The organism is Acinetobacter sp. ANC_7682 (assembly GCF_056779795.1).
Genome location: NZ_JBWYIQ010000031.1, coordinates 14876 through 31614, shown reverse-complemented (window position 1 = coordinate 31614; position 16739 = coordinate 14876). Strand labels below are relative to the sequence as shown.

18 protein-coding genes and 1 pseudogene are annotated in these 16739 nt (G+C 38.4%); 15 read left to right on the top strand and 4 right to left on the bottom strand.

From position 1 onward, the window contains the following. Positions 1 to 69: 69 nt before the first annotated feature. Positions 70 to 720, bottom strand: coding sequence for a hypothetical protein (locus AC1M9D_RS11610; protein ID WP_481612226.1), 651 nt, complete (start codon positions 718 to 720; stop codon positions 70 to 72). 165 nt (positions 721 to 885) lie between these two features. Between AC1M9D_RS11610 and hisD the strand changes: the two genes are divergently transcribed. Together hisD and hisC are read left to right on the top strand one after the other, a co-directional pair. Further along, positions 886 to 2187: a histidinol dehydrogenase gene (hisD, locus tag AC1M9D_RS11605; RefSeq protein ID WP_481612228.1), complete on the top strand. Its 1302-nt coding sequence runs from the start codon at positions 886 to 888 to the stop codon at positions 2185 to 2187. A 150-nt stretch (positions 2188 to 2337) separates the two neighbouring features. Next, positions 2338 to 3429, top strand: a complete 1092-nt coding sequence (gene hisC, locus AC1M9D_RS11600; RefSeq protein ID WP_481612225.1) for a histidinol-phosphate transaminase — start codon at positions 2338 to 2340, stop codon at positions 3427 to 3429. A 48-nt stretch (positions 3430 to 3477) separates the two neighbouring features. Here hisC and pabB read toward each other — a convergent pair whose 3' ends face one another. Then, positions 3478 to 4824 carry an aminodeoxychorismate synthase component I gene (gene pabB, locus AC1M9D_RS11595; RefSeq protein WP_481612224.1) on the bottom strand — a complete coding sequence of 449 codons (1347 nt, stop codon included), beginning with the start codon at positions 4822 to 4824 and terminating at the stop codon, positions 3478 to 3480. Between the two features lie 246 nt (positions 4825 to 5070). Here pabB and AC1M9D_RS11590 point away from each other — a divergent pair. Next, positions 5071 to 5160: pseudogene (locus AC1M9D_RS11590) on the top strand (putative pilus system protein FilA); the annotation flags it as partial. 67 nt (positions 5161 to 5227) lie between these two features. Here the strand turns inward: AC1M9D_RS11590 and AC1M9D_RS11585 are convergent. Then, positions 5228 to 5776, bottom strand: coding sequence for an NUDIX hydrolase (locus AC1M9D_RS11585; protein ID WP_035268253.1), 549 nt, complete (start codon positions 5774 to 5776; stop codon positions 5228 to 5230). A 130-nt stretch (positions 5777 to 5906) separates the two neighbouring features. Between AC1M9D_RS11585 and AC1M9D_RS11580 the strand changes: the two genes are divergently transcribed. The 9 genes from AC1M9D_RS11580 to AC1M9D_RS11540 all read left to right on the top strand — a co-directional run bounded on the left by AC1M9D_RS11580 (position 5907) and on the right by AC1M9D_RS11540 (position 14195). Further along, complete coding sequence (locus AC1M9D_RS11580; RefSeq protein WP_035268255.1) at positions 5907 to 6521, top strand: CoA pyrophosphatase; 615 nt, start codon at positions 5907 to 5909, stop codon at positions 6519 to 6521. A 27-nt stretch (positions 6522 to 6548) separates the two neighbouring features. Further along, positions 6549 to 7079 (top strand): gamma carbonic anhydrase family protein, encoded by a 531-nt coding sequence (locus tag AC1M9D_RS11575; protein ID WP_035268256.1) that lies wholly within the window; start codon positions 6549 to 6551, stop codon positions 7077 to 7079. A gap of 122 nt (positions 7080 to 7201) precedes the next feature. Beyond that, positions 7202 to 7867 carry a tRNA (adenosine(37)-N6)-threonylcarbamoyltransferase complex dimerization subunit type 1 TsaB gene (gene tsaB, locus AC1M9D_RS11570; protein WP_092768604.1) on the top strand — a complete coding sequence of 222 codons (666 nt, stop codon included), beginning with the start codon at positions 7202 to 7204 and terminating at the stop codon, positions 7865 to 7867. Between the two features lie 12 nt (positions 7868 to 7879). Beyond that, positions 7880 to 8704, top strand: coding sequence for an undecaprenyl-diphosphate phosphatase (locus tag AC1M9D_RS11565; RefSeq protein ID WP_035268259.1), 825 nt, complete (start codon positions 7880 to 7882; stop codon positions 8702 to 8704). Further along, positions 8698 to 9516 carry a class I SAM-dependent methyltransferase gene (locus tag AC1M9D_RS11560; protein WP_092768607.1) on the top strand — a complete coding sequence of 273 codons (819 nt, stop codon included), beginning with the start codon at positions 8698 to 8700 and terminating at the stop codon, positions 9514 to 9516. Before AC1M9D_RS11565 ends, AC1M9D_RS11560 begins: the two co-directional genes overlap by 7 nt. Before the next feature lie 118 nt (positions 9517 to 9634). Then, complete coding sequence (locus AC1M9D_RS11555) at positions 9635 to 11059, top strand: C13 family peptidase (protein ID WP_035268271.1); 1425 nt, start codon at positions 9635 to 9637, stop codon at positions 11057 to 11059. A 32-nt stretch (positions 11060 to 11091) separates the two neighbouring features. After that, the gene (gene fghA / locus AC1M9D_RS11550) at positions 11092 to 11928 is read left to right on the top strand and encodes an S-formylglutathione hydrolase (RefSeq protein WP_481589573.1); all 837 of its coding nucleotides are present in this window, start codon (positions 11092 to 11094) and stop codon (positions 11926 to 11928) included. 219 nt (positions 11929 to 12147) lie between these two features. Continuing rightward, positions 12148 to 13158, top strand: coding sequence for a YjgN family protein (locus tag AC1M9D_RS11545; protein WP_481612227.1), 1011 nt, complete (start codon positions 12148 to 12150; stop codon positions 13156 to 13158). Between the two features lie 11 nt (positions 13159 to 13169). After that, positions 13170 to 14195: a M48 family metallopeptidase gene (locus AC1M9D_RS11540; protein WP_481589574.1), complete on the top strand. Its 1026-nt coding sequence runs from the start codon at positions 13170 to 13172 to the stop codon at positions 14193 to 14195. Between the two features lie 29 nt (positions 14196 to 14224). Here the strand turns inward: AC1M9D_RS11540 and AC1M9D_RS11535 are convergent, their stop codons facing one another. Continuing rightward, positions 14225 to 14515 carry a DUF2218 domain-containing protein gene (locus AC1M9D_RS11535; RefSeq protein ID WP_481612223.1) on the bottom strand — a complete coding sequence of 97 codons (291 nt, stop codon included), beginning with the start codon at positions 14513 to 14515 and terminating at the stop codon, positions 14225 to 14227. A gap of 229 nt (positions 14516 to 14744) precedes the next feature. On the opposite strand from AC1M9D_RS11535, the gene rpe reads away from it, so the two are divergent. The 3 genes from rpe (at position 14745) to sugE (ending at position 16727) form a co-directional block, all read left to right on the top strand. Beyond that, positions 14745 to 15431 carry a ribulose-phosphate 3-epimerase gene (gene rpe, locus AC1M9D_RS11530; protein ID WP_180000186.1) on the top strand — a complete coding sequence of 229 codons (687 nt, stop codon included), beginning with the start codon at positions 14745 to 14747 and terminating at the stop codon, positions 15429 to 15431. A gap of 606 nt (positions 15432 to 16037) precedes the next feature. After that, a complete protein-coding gene (locus AC1M9D_RS11525; RefSeq protein WP_481588038.1) occupies positions 16038 to 16355 on the top strand; it encodes a DMT family transporter in 318 nt (105 codons plus the stop codon). 54 nt (positions 16356 to 16409) lie between these two features. Then, positions 16410 to 16727, top strand: coding sequence for a quaternary ammonium compound efflux SMR transporter SugE (gene sugE, locus AC1M9D_RS11520; protein WP_180000188.1), 318 nt, complete (start codon positions 16410 to 16412; stop codon positions 16725 to 16727). Positions 16728 to 16739 lie beyond the last annotated feature (12 nt).

The window sequence follows — 16739 nt, the reverse complement described above, 5'->3', positions numbered from 1 at the left end:
GGTTGTACGGTAGATTTTAGAGGCAGGCTTATTCATTTTGAAATTATATTGCTGAATAAGCTTTTGATGCTAGGTTTGTGCAACAAAGCCGATTTGTTCTATTAATTGAAATTGTAATTTATCTAGATTTACATATACTGGGATAAAATCAATTTCATATTCTGGATGTTTTCTAAGTTTGAAATTTATTTGATTTATCGTTAGCTTTGTATTTAGCACTTTCAAATCTGATATGAAAATATTGCATCCTTGATTCCAATCATTAAGAAATCTATTTAATTGATTATCTAAAGTAAACCGTGATAAATCTGATATTAACGAGTAAATATAGGCAGTATTGTCTTTAATTTCTTGTACTTTATGATTAAAGTCTTCTGAAGATTTTAACTCATCATAAGAGTTTTTTCTTTCAGAAATCCAATATAATAAATTAAGCTGTTCCCTATAGTTGGTGTTTAGTAAGCTGATAATTTGAAAAGAAAGTTTTGAAATTTGTTGGGAGTTAAATTGTTTTTTCCATGAAAGAAAACCAACAATAGCAACTATTGGCGTCAGTACATAAGCTGTTGTGGTAATTATGGTATTTATTCGATGCATACTTACAGCACAAATCAATGATTGACCTTGACAGTAATAAAAGTATTGAAAGAATCCACAAATAGCTAAAACAACGACATAAACACCTAAATAGTAACCGACATATTTTTCTATTTCTTTCATCTAAAACTCCCCCGAATAAAATCAAATCATGATAAGAACAGAGCTCAATAGAAAATTCAATTTAATCAAAAGTTATTTTCAATCATTTCTATCTGGGTTGCTTGAATGAAGATGCCCACAAATCAACAGAAAACAGGTAAACTAAAGCTTCCCTTTAATTTCATTGTGGATAAATTGATGCGACGTTTATCGACTCAAGATCAAAATTTTAAGCAAGACTTTGCTGACTTGCTCGCTTTTGAAACCGTGAGTGACCCAGAACTTTTAAAAACAGTAGACCAAATCATTGCCGATGTTCGTCAACATGGTGATGCTCATGTTCTCAAACTCACACAACAGTTCGATCGACATCCAGCGCATCAATTTTCAGATTTAGAACTGACACAAGAGCAACTTAAAGCTGCATTTGATCATTTAACGGCTGAAGTTCGAGAAGCTTTAGAGTTGGCTGCAAATCGTGTCCGTGAATTCCATCAGGCACAAAAACAAGATGGTTGGACCTATGTTGATGCTTTGGGTAACACCTTAGGCCAAAAAGTGACGCCGCTTGACCGTGTTGGAATTTATGTGCCAGGTGGTTTAGCTTCATACCCATCATCAGTACTCATGAATGCAGTTCCTGCACACGTCGCAGGAGTGCCTGAAATTATTATGGTTGTGCCTGCACCAAATGGTGATTTAAATCCATTGGTGTTGGCAGCTGCGTATTTGGCAGGTGTCACTCGTGTATTTACGATTGGTGGTGCACAAGCGGTTGCAGCATTGGCCTATGGTACTGAAACTATTCCAGCAGTAGACAAAATCACTGGACCTGGCAATCGTTTTGTTGCAGCAGCAAAACGCGCCGTATTTGGTCAGGTAGGTATTGATATGATTGCAGGTCCTTCAGAAATTTTAGTGTATGCTGAAGGGGACAATAATGCAGAATGGCTTGCAATGGATCTTCTGTCTCAAGCGGAGCATGATACTGTTGCTCAAGCTGTATTTATTACGCCAGACGAGCAACTGCTTCATGAGGTCGCGATTGCAATTGAAGAGCACTTAAAAGCACTTCCTAAAGCAGAAATCGCACGAACTTCTATTGCTAATCGTGGTGCACTCGTTTTAGTTAAAGACCGTGCCGAAGGTGCAGAATTGATCAACCAAGTTGCCCCTGAACACTTGATGCTATGTTTAGATGAAGCACAAGAAATGGCTGAAGGTATTCGCCATGCAGGTGCTATCTTCATGGGGCGTTATACGCCTGAAGCAATTGGTGATTACTGTGCAGGTCCGAACCATGTATTGCCAACCTCGGGTACGGCACGTTTTTCATCACCACTCGGGGTGTATGATTTCCAAAAGCGTTCAAGCTTAATCATGTGTTCAGAAGATGGCGTGAAAACTTTAGCGAAAACAGCAGATATTCTTGCACAGCAAGAAAACTTAGATGCTCACGCTCGTTCAGCACGATATCGTTATCAGTAATTTAAGCGATAAATTTAGAATGAATATTCCTCTCTAAATCTGTTTTTAAGCATTGCTTGAAATCGAAATGCAAGTGAGGTTAGGTGAAGGTAATTAAAAAATCTCTCCCTAACCTCCTTAGTCAGTGAGGGGAATTTAGAGAATTTAAAAATGAATATTACAGTAGAGCAAATGCGTTTTTGGAGTCCCGAAGTACGTGAACTAGAGCCTTATGTGCCTGGTGAACAACCCAAGATCCAAAATCTTTTAAAATTGAATACCAACGAGAACCCGTATCCACCATCTCCAAAAGTTGTAGAAGCGGTACAACAAGTTTTAGCAAATGGCGCGGATGTTTTACGTTTGTATCCTGACCCTGACGCATCGGAATTAAAGCAAGCAATTGCGAAACAGCAACATGTTCCAGTGGGACACGTGTTTGTTGGTAATGGTTCTGATGAGGTTTTAGCTCATATTTTTAAGGCATTTTTTGTTCAAGATTTGCCAATTCTTTATCCAGATATTACCTACAGTTTCTATCCTGTTTATAGCCAATTTTTTGGTGTGAAAACTCAAACTTTGCCTTTAAACGAAAAATTTGAAATTGTTGTGGATGACTATAAGCAACCAAATGGCGGCATCATTATCACCAATCCAAATGCCCCTACCAGTATTGCACTTGGTTTGTCTGCAATTGAGGAAGTACTTCAATCGAACCCAAATTCAGTGGTTGTGATTGATGAAGCATATGTAGACTTTGGTGCTGAATCTGCAGTGGCTCTCGTAGAAAAATATGACAACTTGGTGGTCTGTCAAACAACTTCGAAATCACGTTCGCTTGCGGGATTACGGGTCGGGTTTGCGATTGCACAGCCGCATTTAATTGCAGCGTTAGAAGCGGTAAAAAATAGCTTCAATTCATATCCAATGGACCGTTTTGCGATTGCCGCTGCAGTGGCGTCTTTCGAGGATCAAGCCTATTTCGAAGCGCAAAATGCCAAAGTGATTGCTAGTCGTATAAAGTTAGTTGAGCAACTGAAATCCTTAGGGTTTGATGTGTTGCCTTCTGCCGCAAATTTTATATTTGCAACACTGCCTAGCAAAGATGCAGGTCAGCTTGCAAATGAATTGCGAGAGCGTGGCATTATCGTAAGATATTTTAATAAACCACGTATTAATCAGTATTTGCGTATCACCATTGGTACAGATGAGCAAAATCAACGTTTAGTAGACACCTTGAAGAATGACATTTTAAAAGTGTGAGTGCTGCAAATTTTTGTTGTTGAAAAAGCGACCAGATAGGTCGCTTTTTTATGATTCGTACCATTGATTCATCAGTTTTAGCATGGCTTCAACCTTATCAAAACATTCTTGATATTCTGCATCGCAATCTGAACTGATTGTGACACCACCACCAGCCCAAATAGACACATCTTGCTGATATTTTTGAATTGTTCGGATCAAAATATTCCAAGAACCAGTACCATCAAAATTGAAATAACCAATAGAGCCACAGTATGCACCGCGTGGGGACTCTTCAAGTTCTTCAATAATTTCCATCGCTCGAATTTTGGGTGCCCCCGTTATTGAACCGCCGGGGAGCGCTGCGTGTAAAACATCTAATTGATGAACATCGGATTTTAACGTCGCTTCAATTTCACTGACCATGTGGTGGACTTGATTAAAGCTTTCAATGTTAAATAATTTTGGTGTCTTGACAGTGCCAGTTTCTGCATAAATGCTTAAATCATTTCTGAGAAGGTCAACAATCATTAGATTTTCGGCTTTATCTTTCTCAGAGTTGATGAGTGTTTGTTTTGATTCTTGGTCTTTTTGAGGATCTTTAAAGCGTGGCATGGTGCCTTTGATCGGTTTAGTGATCATTTTTTTATTGGGTCTAAACTCGATAAATAACTCAGGTGAACAGCTCAAAAGTTCAAGGTTATCAATTTTAAGATAAGCAGCATAAGGAGCATTTGTGAGTGCCCAAAAAGGTTTAGCTATACTCAGTAGCTCACCTTCAGCTTGTGCTACAAATTCTTGAGTTAGGTTAATTTGGTAACAATCCCCAGCAACAATGTAATCTTGTACTCGTTGAAATGCAGTTCGATATTGTTGTTTAGTCCAACGTGCTTGCATGGGTGAACTGAGTTGAAATGATGATGGACTAGATTGCTGAAAACAGTCTAATAATCGTGTATAAAGGCACTCGGCATTATGTTCAGTGCTATAGAAAACCCAATCATTATTTTCATAAATCAAATAGCTTTCATACAAGCCAAAAAACAATTGTGGTTGTTTTTTTAACTTGGTGTTGATTTGAAAATTTGCTGCAAAATTATAATCATAGTAACCAATGTAACCGCCTCTGAAATAATGGCTTGCAGAATCTGGAAGTGAATTTTCGCTACATTGAACAAAATCTTTGAGTGAAGAAAATTGGCTTTCATACTGATAATTAAAATCAGAGCAACGCACAAATTGACTGAATCCGCCGTTTATATAAACGCAATATTTTTTTGGCAAAAATCCGATAATCGGTAAATCCTGATTTTCAAGATATACCAATCCTGTCAATGAACCAATTTTTTGCAAAAAATCAGCTTTACTTAGTCCTGAAATTTTTAAGTTTTGTTTAAAAAATGAAGCACTTACCATTTGTGACTTGTTACACTCTTTTCAGAAAATTTGCATCACCCATTTAATACTAGTTCACACTTATGCCATTTATCGGGAATAGGTCGAATTTTCTTAACAGATATTGATCATAAGATAACATAAGGTTAACTTAATACTGCAAAGCGAACTGCTCAAGGATGAAGTTTCAGTAGTTAAATTATAAAAACTTCAGAAACACGGAGAGCAGTCAAAAAAATGAAAAAAATGCTCTTGGGAGAGTACATAATGAAATTATTCACAAAATTGGCTTTAGTTTCTTCAATGGCGGTGAGCGTGAATGCTATGGCGATGCAGGCAATGGATGATGCATCACTCCACCTTGTTATCAAATAGGTCGAAAAGCTTAACCAAAAAAACTCCATCTTATGAGATGGAGTTTTTTTTAACCTGTTTGATCAAGTCGAGTACCTAAGGTCTCTAAGTGTGTAGGAAAATGATTCGATTTTCGGTCTTCAAAATAATGACGAAGCGTTCGTTCAACACTTGGGAAAGCTAAACTATCCCATGGAATCTCGTGTTCTTCAAATAAACGACTTTCGATGGTTTCTTCACCAGCTCCAAATTTACCTTCAACAAGGTGAGATTTAAATAATACGTAAATTTGACCAATACGAGGGATATTGTACATACAGTACAATTGCTCAATTTCCACTTCAGCTTCAGCTTCTTCACGAGTTTCACGAGCTGCACCTTGCTCCATTGTCTCGAAGAGTTCCATATATCCTGCTGGTAGCGTCCAAAGACCATAGCGCGGCTCAATCGCTCTACGACATAAGAGTACTTTATCTTCCCAAATCGCTAAGGCTCCACAAATGACCTTTGGATTCACATAGTGAATGGTCTTACAATGCGTACAGACTTGGCGTACTTTATGATCACCTAAAGGAATCTGTTCGGTCGTCGGTTGCCCACAGGCCGTGCAAAAAGGCATATGCTGTCAAGTAAAAATGAGATGATTCAGCATACCCCAAAAAAATAACTTTCGCATCATTTATAGCCTTATGCACAAAATTTCATATATGATGGGATGAGAATAAAAAAGAGAGATCGAGCTATTCAAGATGATGGATCATTCATTAACATTGCAACTGCAACAACACCTTAGGTTTTCTAAACGCATTCAAAAAGCTGATGCTGCAGTATTACTTGCAATCACCAATGAAGATGATCCTAAAATTCTGCTGACGCGTCGCTCTATTTATATGAATAATCATGCGGGTGAAGTGTCATTCCCAGGAGGAAAAAGAGATCCGAACGACACCAGTAATATTGTCGTTGCACTCCGAGAAGCATGGGAAGAAACGGCTTTGAATCCGTTCGATGTAAAGTTGCTAGGTGATCTGCCTTCAGAGCGCTCAAAAGCGGGTGTTTTAGTAAAACCTGTTGTTGGATTGATACCGCCTAATGTGAAGCTTGTTCCACAACCTACAGAAATCGATCGTATTTTTTTTGCTTCAATCCGCGAAATGATGGATGCTCGCCCAACACCTTATGAAGTTCGATTGGCTAAGCAATCAATCTATTTTCCAAGTTTAAGAGTTGAGAATGAGGTGATATGGGGTCTTACAGCAAGGATCCTGATTTCGTTGTTTCAGTATGGCTTAAATTATAAAAAAAACTGGCCCTTTTTGCTCAATTCCCCAAGTTTTAAATCTTCAATTTTCAAACAACATTAAAATATTAAATGCATAGGATTGCTGCATATGATGTACAAATTTCAAGACAAAACCCCTTCAACGACGATTCAACCATGGAATGGATGGATTGCAGAAAATGCCACTGTGATTGGCGATGTTGAACTTGGACAAGAGGTGAGTGTTTGGTTTGGTGCGGTAATACGCGGGGATAACTGCAAAATTCGTATTGGTGATTTCAGTAATATTCAAGAAAATGCCGTCTTACACACTGATCCCGGCATTGAATTGAATGTTGGGCAATATGTCACCATTGGTCATCAAGCAATGTTACATGGTTGTACGATTGGAGATAATAGTTTGATTGGTATCAACGCCGTCATATTAAATAATGCTGTAATCGGTAAAAATTGCATTATTGGCGCGAATGCGTTGATTCCAGAAGGTAAAATCATCCCAGATAATTCATTGGTGATGGGCTCTCCTGGCAAAGTAATTAAAACATTAGATGAGTTTGCAGAAGCTAAACTCAAAATGAGTGCGATGCATTATGCGCATCATTTCAAAAATTTCACTCAGCTTGAAAAATTTGAATTTTAAATATAAGTGTTGAGATTGATACCAGCGTTCAATAATCACTAAATCTGAACAGATCTGCTCTCGCAGGAATAATTCGAGTGGAGTATGATTAGCACCATTTTTAACGATTTATAGGGGCATGCATGAAATTGCTTGCATTAGAAACTGCCAATGAGCAGTGCTCAGTTTCGTTAATTGATGAGAATCAAGTACTTTTTTATAAACTAGATGATCGTGCAAAAGCGCAGACCCAATCTATCCTCCCAATGATTGAAGCAGCTTTTCAGCAAGCTGAAGTACACGTTTCAGATTTGGATGCGATCGCTTTTAGTCGTGGTCCTGGCTCATTCAGCGGTGTGCGTATTAATGCAGCAGTCACTCAGGCACTTGCATGGTCACATGACGTGCCTGTGATTCCTGTTTCATCCCTTCAAGCTCTGGCACAGGCTGCTTATCGAATGTATCAACTGACAGAAGTTACGGCTGTACTTGATGCAAGAATGAGTGAGGTCTACATCGCAAGTTTTCAGTTAAATGCTCAAGGTTTAATGCAGTTGGTGGATGAAGAGCAATTATTAAATTATGAAAATGCTGCAGCCTATCAAAAGTTTCAAATGATTGGTTCGGGAACAAAATGTATTCATCCCGAATTAAATGATTATTCAAATGTCCAAGCAACTGCTGAGGATATAGCGACGATTGCACGTGAACATGCTTTAAAAAAACACTGGCTCAGTGCCGATCTCGCACTACCCGTTTATTTACGTGACAATGCGTGGAAAAAAATTCCAGAACAAGGCAAAGCATAATTAGGAATTTCTATGGATCTTTTACTGCTGCTTAAAGCGGCAATTATGGGTATCGTTGAAGGTATTACTGAGTTTTTACCCATTTCTAGTACAGGCCATTTAATTTTAGCCGCTGAACTCATGAATTTCTGGACCAAGGAAAAAAGTGATGTCTTTGTGATTGCCATTCAAATGGGGGCAATCGCAGCGGTTATTTATGAATATTGGTCGCGCTTATGGGGTGCTGCAACGGGTATGGTCACTGGCGAAGCACAAGGTAGAAGACTCGGATTTGGTTTAATCTTGGCTTCAATCCCAATTGTTGCAATAGGTTTGACCTTTGGGCAAACAGTAAAAGAGCTATTATTTAATAACTACGCGATTGCAATTGGCCTGATTGTGGGTGGTTTAATTATCATTTGGGTAGAAAAAAATCCCCCAAGAATACGTGTCAAAGAAGTTGAAGAGCTCAGTTATAAAGATGCAATTTGGATTGGTTTAATTCAAGTGCTCTCTTTGATCCCAGGTACATCACGTTCTGGTGCTACGATCATCGGGGCAATGTTTTTAGGCGTTTCCCGCAAAGCAGCGACCGAATTTTCATTCTTTCTTGGAATTCCAGTCATTATTGGTGCTGGATTATTAGATTTATATCAAAGCTATGATGTGTTCCAGACTGCTGAAGATTGGGCAGTGTTGACAACTGGGTTGATTGTTTCATTTGTCTCAGCTTTATTACTCATTCGAGCTTTGGTTGCCTATGTCGCAAAACGTGATTTTATGATTTTTGCTTGGTATCGAATTGCTTCAGGTTTAGTGATCCTTCTCTTTGCATTTACAGGTTGGAAATTATGGTAAGCGAAATACGCTTATTTGCTGAACGAGATTTTCTTGAGAAAGCACAGCATTTTAATGCTGTGCTTTCTTCTCGTGGGGTGCAGTCAACAATCGAAGAGGTTGAAAAATTGAATGCTCGATTTTTCAGACATCATCCTGAACTTGCGCTTTGTGTTGATCAAGATGGGTTGTGGCTGTGCGCACAGGGCATGCGTATGCAACCTGATTGGAAAGCCGAAGTCGGTCGCTTAAAACGTGCTAGCTTGAAATCTGAAATGATTGCGAGGGCATGCCAGTTATCTGAAAAACCCCAGCTCATTGATGCCACCGCAGGGCTTGGGCATGACAGTTTACTGATGGCACATTTAGGGGCAAATGTCACATTAGTTGAACGACATCCAATTTTATATACTTTGTTAGAATCTACTCATCAACAAGCGAGTCTTGACCCATTTTTAAAGAGTATTGTTGCGCGTATTCAGCTGGTTTTTTCAGATTCCGCTGATTATCTTAAGCAATGTGCAAACCAACACGTCGATGCCGATGTAGTATATTTAGATCCAATGTTTCCACAGCGCGATCAAAATCAAAATGCCATTAAAAAACAAGCGCAAGTTAAAAAACAAATGCAGCTGTTACATCTTCTGTTACCAGAAGATGGAGAGATGGATTTAGGTGATGAATTGTTGGCATTGGCTCAAAGCGTTGCTAAGCGAGTTATTGTAAAGCGACCAAGGCATGCTATTTATCTCAATGCACAAAAACCTGATCATCAATGGTTAGGTGATGCATGTCGATTTGATGCCTATTTTCAAACGATTGTTTCTGAGTAGTTTGGTAAATGACTCAAAAATAATCGAAAAATTGTTATATAGTTAAAAGTAGCATTGATAATTATTTAACCGAGCATAAACTTAAAAAAGCTGATCCAAGCATCTACACAGTAATCTTATGATAGACCTTAAACCTTCAATTAACTTTTGGCATGATTTAAAAAGTAACCAGCTTGCAGGGATTTGGTTATTTTTAGGTTCAAGGAAATCACTACAGATTGTAAGGCCATCAATTCTTCAACTTATTTTTTGGGGAATTCTTGGAGGTTCAGCGAGCTCTTTATTTAGCTGGTTGTTATCGAGTGGTGCTGGAGAATTTAACTCTCAAGGATTAGTGAGTTATGCGCTTTGGCCATTTATTGCTTTAATTGTTGGGATTTTCCTTTCACAGCGTACTAATAATCCACGTTTGATGTTGGTGCCAGCATTACTTTGGTTAGTACTAGACACACATATTGTGTTGATTCAGTGTCTTATCCAATATTATTTTAATAACTTTGACTATCAACCTAATTTCCTTGTTGATCATTTGCAGCACATATTTTCTTTATTGTTTGTTTGGCAAAGTTTAGCTGTTGTTTGGGTTTTTTCGCGTGAATTAAAATGGCCTTGGTGGGAGCGACTACTCATCATGATCGCCACGTTTTTTACACTTTTTGTGTGGCAGATTTCGTCACAAAGTCAACCAATTTGGAAGGTAGATGAGGCGCCTCCAAGTATTTCAGAACAATCATTTTACGCGCAAAGCAGATTATTAAATCAGGCGCTTGAACAGATCCAATTTGGAGAGTTCGCGAACTCGCATTGGTATTTTATGGGCGTAGCTGGTGCAAGTTATCAAGATGTATTCAAATTGGAAATTCAAAGATTTAAAGATCAATTTGATACGCGTTTCGGAACCTTTGGTCGATCAATTGCGTTAATTAATAATCCTGCAACTCGCGAAGAATATCCAATTGCGTCAAAGACCAGTATTGATTTGGCATTGCAACGTATTGGCGCTCAGATGAATCGTGAAAGTGATGTCCTGTTTCTTTATATGACTTCCCATGGATTGAGTAACCAATTTCAAATGGAAAATACGCCAATTGATTTGGAAGACATAGATCCAAAATGGTTGCGCCAAACGCTTGATAAATCAGGGATCAGATGGAGAGTCATTGTGATTTCATCATGTTTCTCTGGTAGTTTTATTCCAGCGTTGCAATCACCAGATACATTAGTCATTACTGCAGCTGCAGCAGATCGAGAGTCTTTTGGTTGTTCAAATGATGCAGACTCGACTTATTTTGGACGTGCTTTCTTTGATTTAGCGATGCGTGAAAAAAATAGCTTACGTGAAGCCTTTGAAGATGCATCAGTTAATATTGCACATTGGGAAAATGCACAAGGGTTTATGCCATCAGAGCCACAATGGGTTATTGGTAAGAATATGGAAATTATGTTGCCGCAACTTGAAAAGAGATTATTTCCTCAGGTTGGATTATCAACCGTAAGTAGTGAACACCAGAGTGATAGTGCTCAGTTTACGAATATGCGATGATGTTTTAAAAATTAAATGTGTGAGGCAGTGCAATGGAATTGGTTCAAAAGAATAAATGTTTTGATGGTGAACAAAGAGTTTATCAGATCAATTCAAAGTTTTTGAAAAATCCCACTAAATTTTCTGTATTTTTACCTTCACAGGCACTCGAAGGTCAAAAATGTATTGCGTTGTACTATCTTGCAGGTTTGACTTGTACTGAAGAAACTTTTGTCATCAAAGCACACGCACAACGTTTAGCTGCACAATTGGGAATTATCTTGATTGCTCCAGATACATCACCTCGTGGTGACGACGTGGCGGTCGGGGATTCTTGGGATATAGGGCAAGGGGCTGGATTCTATTTAAACGCAACTCAAGCACCTTGGGCTGAGCATTATCAGATGGAGTCGTATCTTTTACAGGAGCTGTATTCTCTAGTTCTTACATCGTTTCCTGTACAGGATGAGGGGATTGGTATTTTTGGTCACAGCATGGGAGGACACGGTGCACTCACGCTTGCTTGGAAGTATCCAGACTTATTTAAGTCAGTCTCAGCATTTGCACCGATTTGTGCGCCCTCAATTTGTCCATGGGGTGAAAAGGCATTTTCAGCTTACCTCGGAGAAGAACGTGAGTTATGGAAAGCACATGATGCGAATGAACTCGTGAAAGCAAAGGGTGCTCTATATCACGAAGTTTTAATTGATCAGGGGGTTGCAGATCAGTTTTATGCTCAACTTCATCCAGCACTATTTGCTGAATCATGTAAAACCGTAGGTCAAAAGCTCACATTGCGGGAGCACGAGGGTTATGATCACGGATACTTCTTTATCCAAAGTTTTATTGATGATCATCTGCAATTCCATGCTTTACAATTGCAAAATTAATCTCATTTGAATTTTAAGATATTCATACTTAAGTTCGTTATAATGTGTGCGATATCACATTTAAACCATGTTGAATGATGACATCTCTCGGGATGTCATTTTTTATAATCAGAGAAAATAATAATGAATTCATCAGAACACTCCGCTGAACAAGCACCCTTACCATTGATAAACGATCCATTTCCATTATCTGATGCAGATGAAAATCGACCGATTTATATGGGGAAAGTATTTAAATTTAAATTTCATGGCAATGCGATGGAGTACTTTGGCATATGGATCGTCAACATTCTGTTGACGATTGCGACATTGAGCCTATATGCGCCATGGGCGAAAGTACGTCGTTTAAGATATTTTTATAACAATACCGAATTTTTTCATCGCTTTTTTGATTTTACTGGTTTACCGACTAAAATTTTGATTGGTCGACTGATAGCCATTGGCATTTGGGCAATATTTGCGATTGCCTCATATATGGATATGACGATAGCAGCATTTGGTGGACTGATTATTTATATTGCTCTTCCATGGTTGGTACGTGCCACAATTCGATTTAATGCGCGCAACAGTAAATTTGGGAACAGCCGTTTTTATTTTTCTGGCACGAATAAAGAAGCCTATAAACAATTTTTAATTGCGCTTGCTATCACCATTTTTACATTAGGTATATTTAGCCCTGTCGCAATTTGGATCTATAAAAAATACACGCTTAATCATTTGTACGTTGGACAACTCAAATTTCAATTAAACAATGACTGGCCCAGTTATATGCGAGCAGTATATGTTCCCATGATTCTCTTTGTATTGATTCTTATGCTCATCGGATTTGGTGGTTCGACATTATCAATACTCAGTGGTCATGGAATGGATATGATGCTGATGATGATCTTTGCCGTTTATGCGATTGGAATGTTGTTTATTGGTCCGTTAATACAGGCACGAATTTTTATTACTACGTGGAATAGCACAACACTCAACAGCAGTCAGTTTAAGACCCGTTGTAATCAATGGCGCTATGCATGGATTGTTGCGAGTAATTGGATCGCTAGAATCTTAAGTTTAGGATTATTGTCAGCATGGGCTGCTATTCGCATTTATCGATACCAAGTTGAATCGATGAGCTTAGAATTAAATGATGATCCAAACCTGATGATGAATATTGCGCAAAGTGATCATAGTGCGATCGCGGAAGAAATTAGTGATATTTTTGATATTGATATTTCACTTTAGGAGTTAATTCAATGAATCAACCTCTCACAGTGACATATTATGATGGTGTTCTTTCTAAGCCTTTTACAGCACAGATTCGCCCTGTTAATCAAGACAGTATCGCTGTCAGTTATACAGAACAAGGCGAAGTGAAAACAGTCTACTATCATGCAGATGAAATGGTATTGCTTGGTAAAATTGGTCGACGTAATCCAGCAATTGAGTTAACACATGACGCTAGAATTGAATTTCATGAGCGTCAGCTTCCTGAATGGTTGCCTGTTGAGCATAAAAATTTTCATCAAAAAGTATGGAAACTTGAACGTACACCATCGTTGATTATTTTTAGTGTTATTTTCGTGGTCGCACTTGGTTTCTCCGTCATTAAATGGGGAATACCGACAGCATCGCACATTGTTGCTTTCCAGCTGCCAGAAAATACGCTGAATCGTTTGGGTGGTCAGGCAGAAGTTTATTTAGCCGAATACACTAAACCTTCTCAGTTATCACAGCAAAGACAGGATCGGATTCTCGCGGATTATCTGAAATATGTTGCTGATGGTCATCCCGCTCAGTTGAAATTTAGGGAAGGTGCCTCGCTTGGAGCCAATGCGCTCGCATTGCCAAACAATACAATTTATCTCACCGATGAATTAGTGAAGCTCGCCAAGAATGATCAGGAAATTATCGGCGTTTTGGCACATGAACAAGCACATTTATTAAAACGTCATAGCTTACAACAAGGTCTTTCGAGCCTAGGATTCAGCGTACTTTATATTGCCATCACTGGTGATGGATCGGATTTAATTGCGACTTTGCCAGTTGCCATGATTGGTGCAGGGTATTCACGGAAGTTTGAGTTAGAATCAGATCAGTATGCGCTAGAACTCATGCATAAACATGAAATGGATACAGTGCATTTTGCAAACTTTTTAAAACGTATGAGTGATGATATGGGAGAAGACGAGGATCAATCAAAAATTCTTGATCTTTTTGCAAGTCATCCTGCCACTGAAGAACGAATTCGCCGTGTTACTGAATTTAAACAGCAACAATAAAGAAAAGCCGACATAAAGTCGGCTTTTCTTTAACTTTCTCTAGACCATACAACTTGATAGTCAGCTTGAACCATGCGATTGATATGATCAAGCACGACATTTTCTAGTCGTATTAATTCTTCTAAAGATATTTCTTCTTTATTCACAATACTGACATGAAGTTGATCAGGTTGTATTGATAATTCAACTGTCACTTTTGGCATAAAAATTTGATATTGGTCATCGCTATTGGCGACATCAAATTTATGTTTCCAATGATTGCTTAATCGTTTAGCGATACGTAATGCTTCGGAGCTTTCTATCGTTGTGGTTGTTTTCATTATTTACCCTAATGCTTGAAATTTATTGTATCTTAACATTCATCTCACCATAAGGTTGTTCCGAATATGCAACATAGCTTTGCATAAGTCATATTCCATCCTTGAAGATTTTTTTATCAACGATTAGCATTTTGAGTTGAAATTTAAATAGCAGTAATTTCGAAGGAATGAATAAACGAAGTTTTGCTATAATCAACTTTTGAATTCTAATTTCCCGCCAGGTCCTGACATGTCCAAGCCATTCTTAATTGCTCCATCGATTTTATCTGCTGATTTCGCTCGCTTAGGTGAAGAAGTCGAAAACGTACTTGAAGCAGGTGCAGATGTGGTCCATTTCGATGTAATGGATAATCATTATGTACCAAATTTAACTTTTGGTGCTGGTGTATGTAAGGCACTTAAAAAATATGGTATTCAGGCCCCAATTGACGTTCATCTTATGGTGAAACCAGTCGATCGTATGATCGGAGATTTCTTAGAAGCGGGTGCAGATATCATCACTTTTCATCCAGAAGCATCAGACCATATCGACCGTTCATTGCAGCTGATTAAAGCTGGTGGTGCTAAAGCAGGTTTAGTTTTTAACCCTGCAACGCCTTTACATTACCTTGATTATGTACTGGATAAAGTGGATCAAGTCTTATTAATGAGCGTCAACCCTGGCTTCGGTGGACAAAAATTTATCCCAATGACGCTAGATAAACTTCGTGAAGCACGCAAAATTATTGATGCATCTGGTAAAGATATTCGCTTAGAAGTTGATGGTGGTGTTGGTCCAGCAAATATTCGTGAAATCGCTGAAGCTGGTGCAGATATGTTTGTAGCTGGTTCTGCCATTTTTGGAAAGCCAGATTATAAAGCTGTAATTGATGAAATGCGTGCAGAGTTGGCGAAAGTAGGTTCAATTAACGTTTGATCCGAAACATGTATAACACTACACATATCTGTGGATAAGTCTATGGATAACGTGGTGGATATCTGTGTTGATAACAGTTTGGATAATTTGATTAGATTATAATCATATTTAGTTCAATGGTTTGTTTATTAGACAATAAATGTATAAAAAGGACTCATTTGAGTCCTTTTTTACAAAAAATGGATCTTCTTATCTTTTCTGTTGTATTGTTTGGGGGAGAAATTTTCGTTGCTCATTATTTGGCTTATCTTCGTGAATAAGTCTTAAAAGAGCGAGATAAAAAATCAATTTAAACATCCCAGACCAGTGATTCTATAGTGCAGTAAAGTGTTTTAATTTAGTGCGGATTTAGTCTTCTATCTGCCAATAGCGATCGTCTTTGTAATGCAATAGCCTAAAAATGCAGAAATAATCTAGAAAAGCTAGTCCGATAATGACCTATTTTTTGTAGGTGTATTTTGGGTCAAAAATTGTAAAATTGCGCCTATTTTGTGCGTGTGTTGATATAATTCAACCATCATTTGGAGGAACGACCTCCCTCATTTCTCTGAGAAAAATCGTCAGGACGGCCTGACTCTTAAATTATTTTAATTGGGAGCAGGCATCATGGCTTGGTTTATTCTTATTCTCGCGGGTTTATTTGAGATCGTTTGGGCATATAGTATGAAAATGTCTGAAGGATTTACTAAATTCACACCGACTGCAATTACTCTATTTTTTATGGTTCTCAGTTTTGGGTTGTTGGCACATGCCATGAAAACATTCCCTCTGGGAACTGCCTATACGATTTGGACGGGGATTGGTGCAGTAGGGTCTTTTTTAGTCGGCATTTTTATTCTGGGTGAGCCTGCGACAGCAATGCGGATGATTGCGGCTATTCTGATTATTTCAGGTTTAGTCATGATGAAATTAGCTTCAGCGTAAGATTTAAGGCAGCGTATCCATACGCTGCTTTTTTTAATTGAGAGAGGGTTTATTTTGGCTTGGTTAGTCTTGATTGTTGCAGGGTTGTTGGAAGTGGTCTGGGCCTATTTTATGAAAGTGTCAGATGGATTCACCAAATTGACACCCAGTATTTTGACGATCGTTTTCATGATCGCAAGTTTTGCTTTACTTTCCCATGCGATGAAAACTTTACCACTCGGGACAGCTTATACCGTATGGACAGGCATAGGCGCTGTAGGTTCATTTGTGGTTGGGATTTTTATTCTTGGAGAACCTGCAAATGCAATGAGAATGATCGCTGCAGTATTGATTATTTCGGGTTTGGTCTTGATGAAGTTATCATCAACATAGTTAGATGATTCA

Bases quoted from the DNA above. Each gene is read 5' to 3' on its own strand.
- AC1M9D_RS11610 (WP_481612226.1), bottom strand. From the start codon at position 720: ATGAAAGAAATAGAAAAATATGTCGGTTACTATTTAGGTGTTTATGTC.
- hisC (WP_481612225.1), top strand. From the start codon at position 2,338: ATGAATATTACAGTAGAGCAAATGCGTTTTTGGAGTCCCGAAGTACGT.
- pabB (WP_481612224.1), bottom strand. From the start codon at position 4,824: ATGGTAAGTGCTTCATTTTTTAAACAAAACTTAAAAATTTCAGGACTA.
- AC1M9D_RS11585 (WP_035268253.1), bottom strand. From the start codon at position 5,776: ATGCCTTTTTGCACGGCCTGTGGGCAACCGACGACCGAACAGATTCCT.
- AC1M9D_RS11580 (WP_035268255.1), top strand. From the start codon at position 5,907: ATGATGGATCATTCATTAACATTGCAACTGCAACAACACCTTAGGTTT.
- AC1M9D_RS11575 (WP_035268256.1), top strand. From the start codon at position 6,549: ATGATGTACAAATTTCAAGACAAAACCCCTTCAACGACGATTCAACCA.
- tsaB (WP_092768604.1), top strand. From the start codon at position 7,202: ATGAAATTGCTTGCATTAGAAACTGCCAATGAGCAGTGCTCAGTTTCG.
- AC1M9D_RS11565 (WP_035268259.1), top strand. From the start codon at position 7,880: ATGGATCTTTTACTGCTGCTTAAAGCGGCAATTATGGGTATCGTTGAA.
- AC1M9D_RS11560 (WP_092768607.1), top strand. From the start codon at position 8,698: ATGGTAAGCGAAATACGCTTATTTGCTGAACGAGATTTTCTTGAGAAA.
- AC1M9D_RS11555 (WP_035268271.1), top strand. From the start codon at position 9,635: ATGATAGACCTTAAACCTTCAATTAACTTTTGGCATGATTTAAAAAGT.
- fghA (WP_481589573.1), top strand. From the start codon at position 11,092: ATGGAATTGGTTCAAAAGAATAAATGTTTTGATGGTGAACAAAGAGTT.
- AC1M9D_RS11545 (WP_481612227.1), top strand. From the start codon at position 12,148: ATGGGGAAAGTATTTAAATTTAAATTTCATGGCAATGCGATGGAGTAC.
- AC1M9D_RS11540 (WP_481589574.1), top strand. From the start codon at position 13,170: ATGAATCAACCTCTCACAGTGACATATTATGATGGTGTTCTTTCTAAG.
- AC1M9D_RS11535 (WP_481612223.1), bottom strand. From the start codon at position 14,515: ATGAAAACAACCACAACGATAGAAAGCTCCGAAGCATTACGTATCGCT.
- rpe (WP_180000186.1), top strand. From the start codon at position 14,745: ATGTCCAAGCCATTCTTAATTGCTCCATCGATTTTATCTGCTGATTTC.
- AC1M9D_RS11525 (WP_481588038.1), top strand. From the start codon at position 16,038: ATGGCTTGGTTTATTCTTATTCTCGCGGGTTTATTTGAGATCGTTTGG.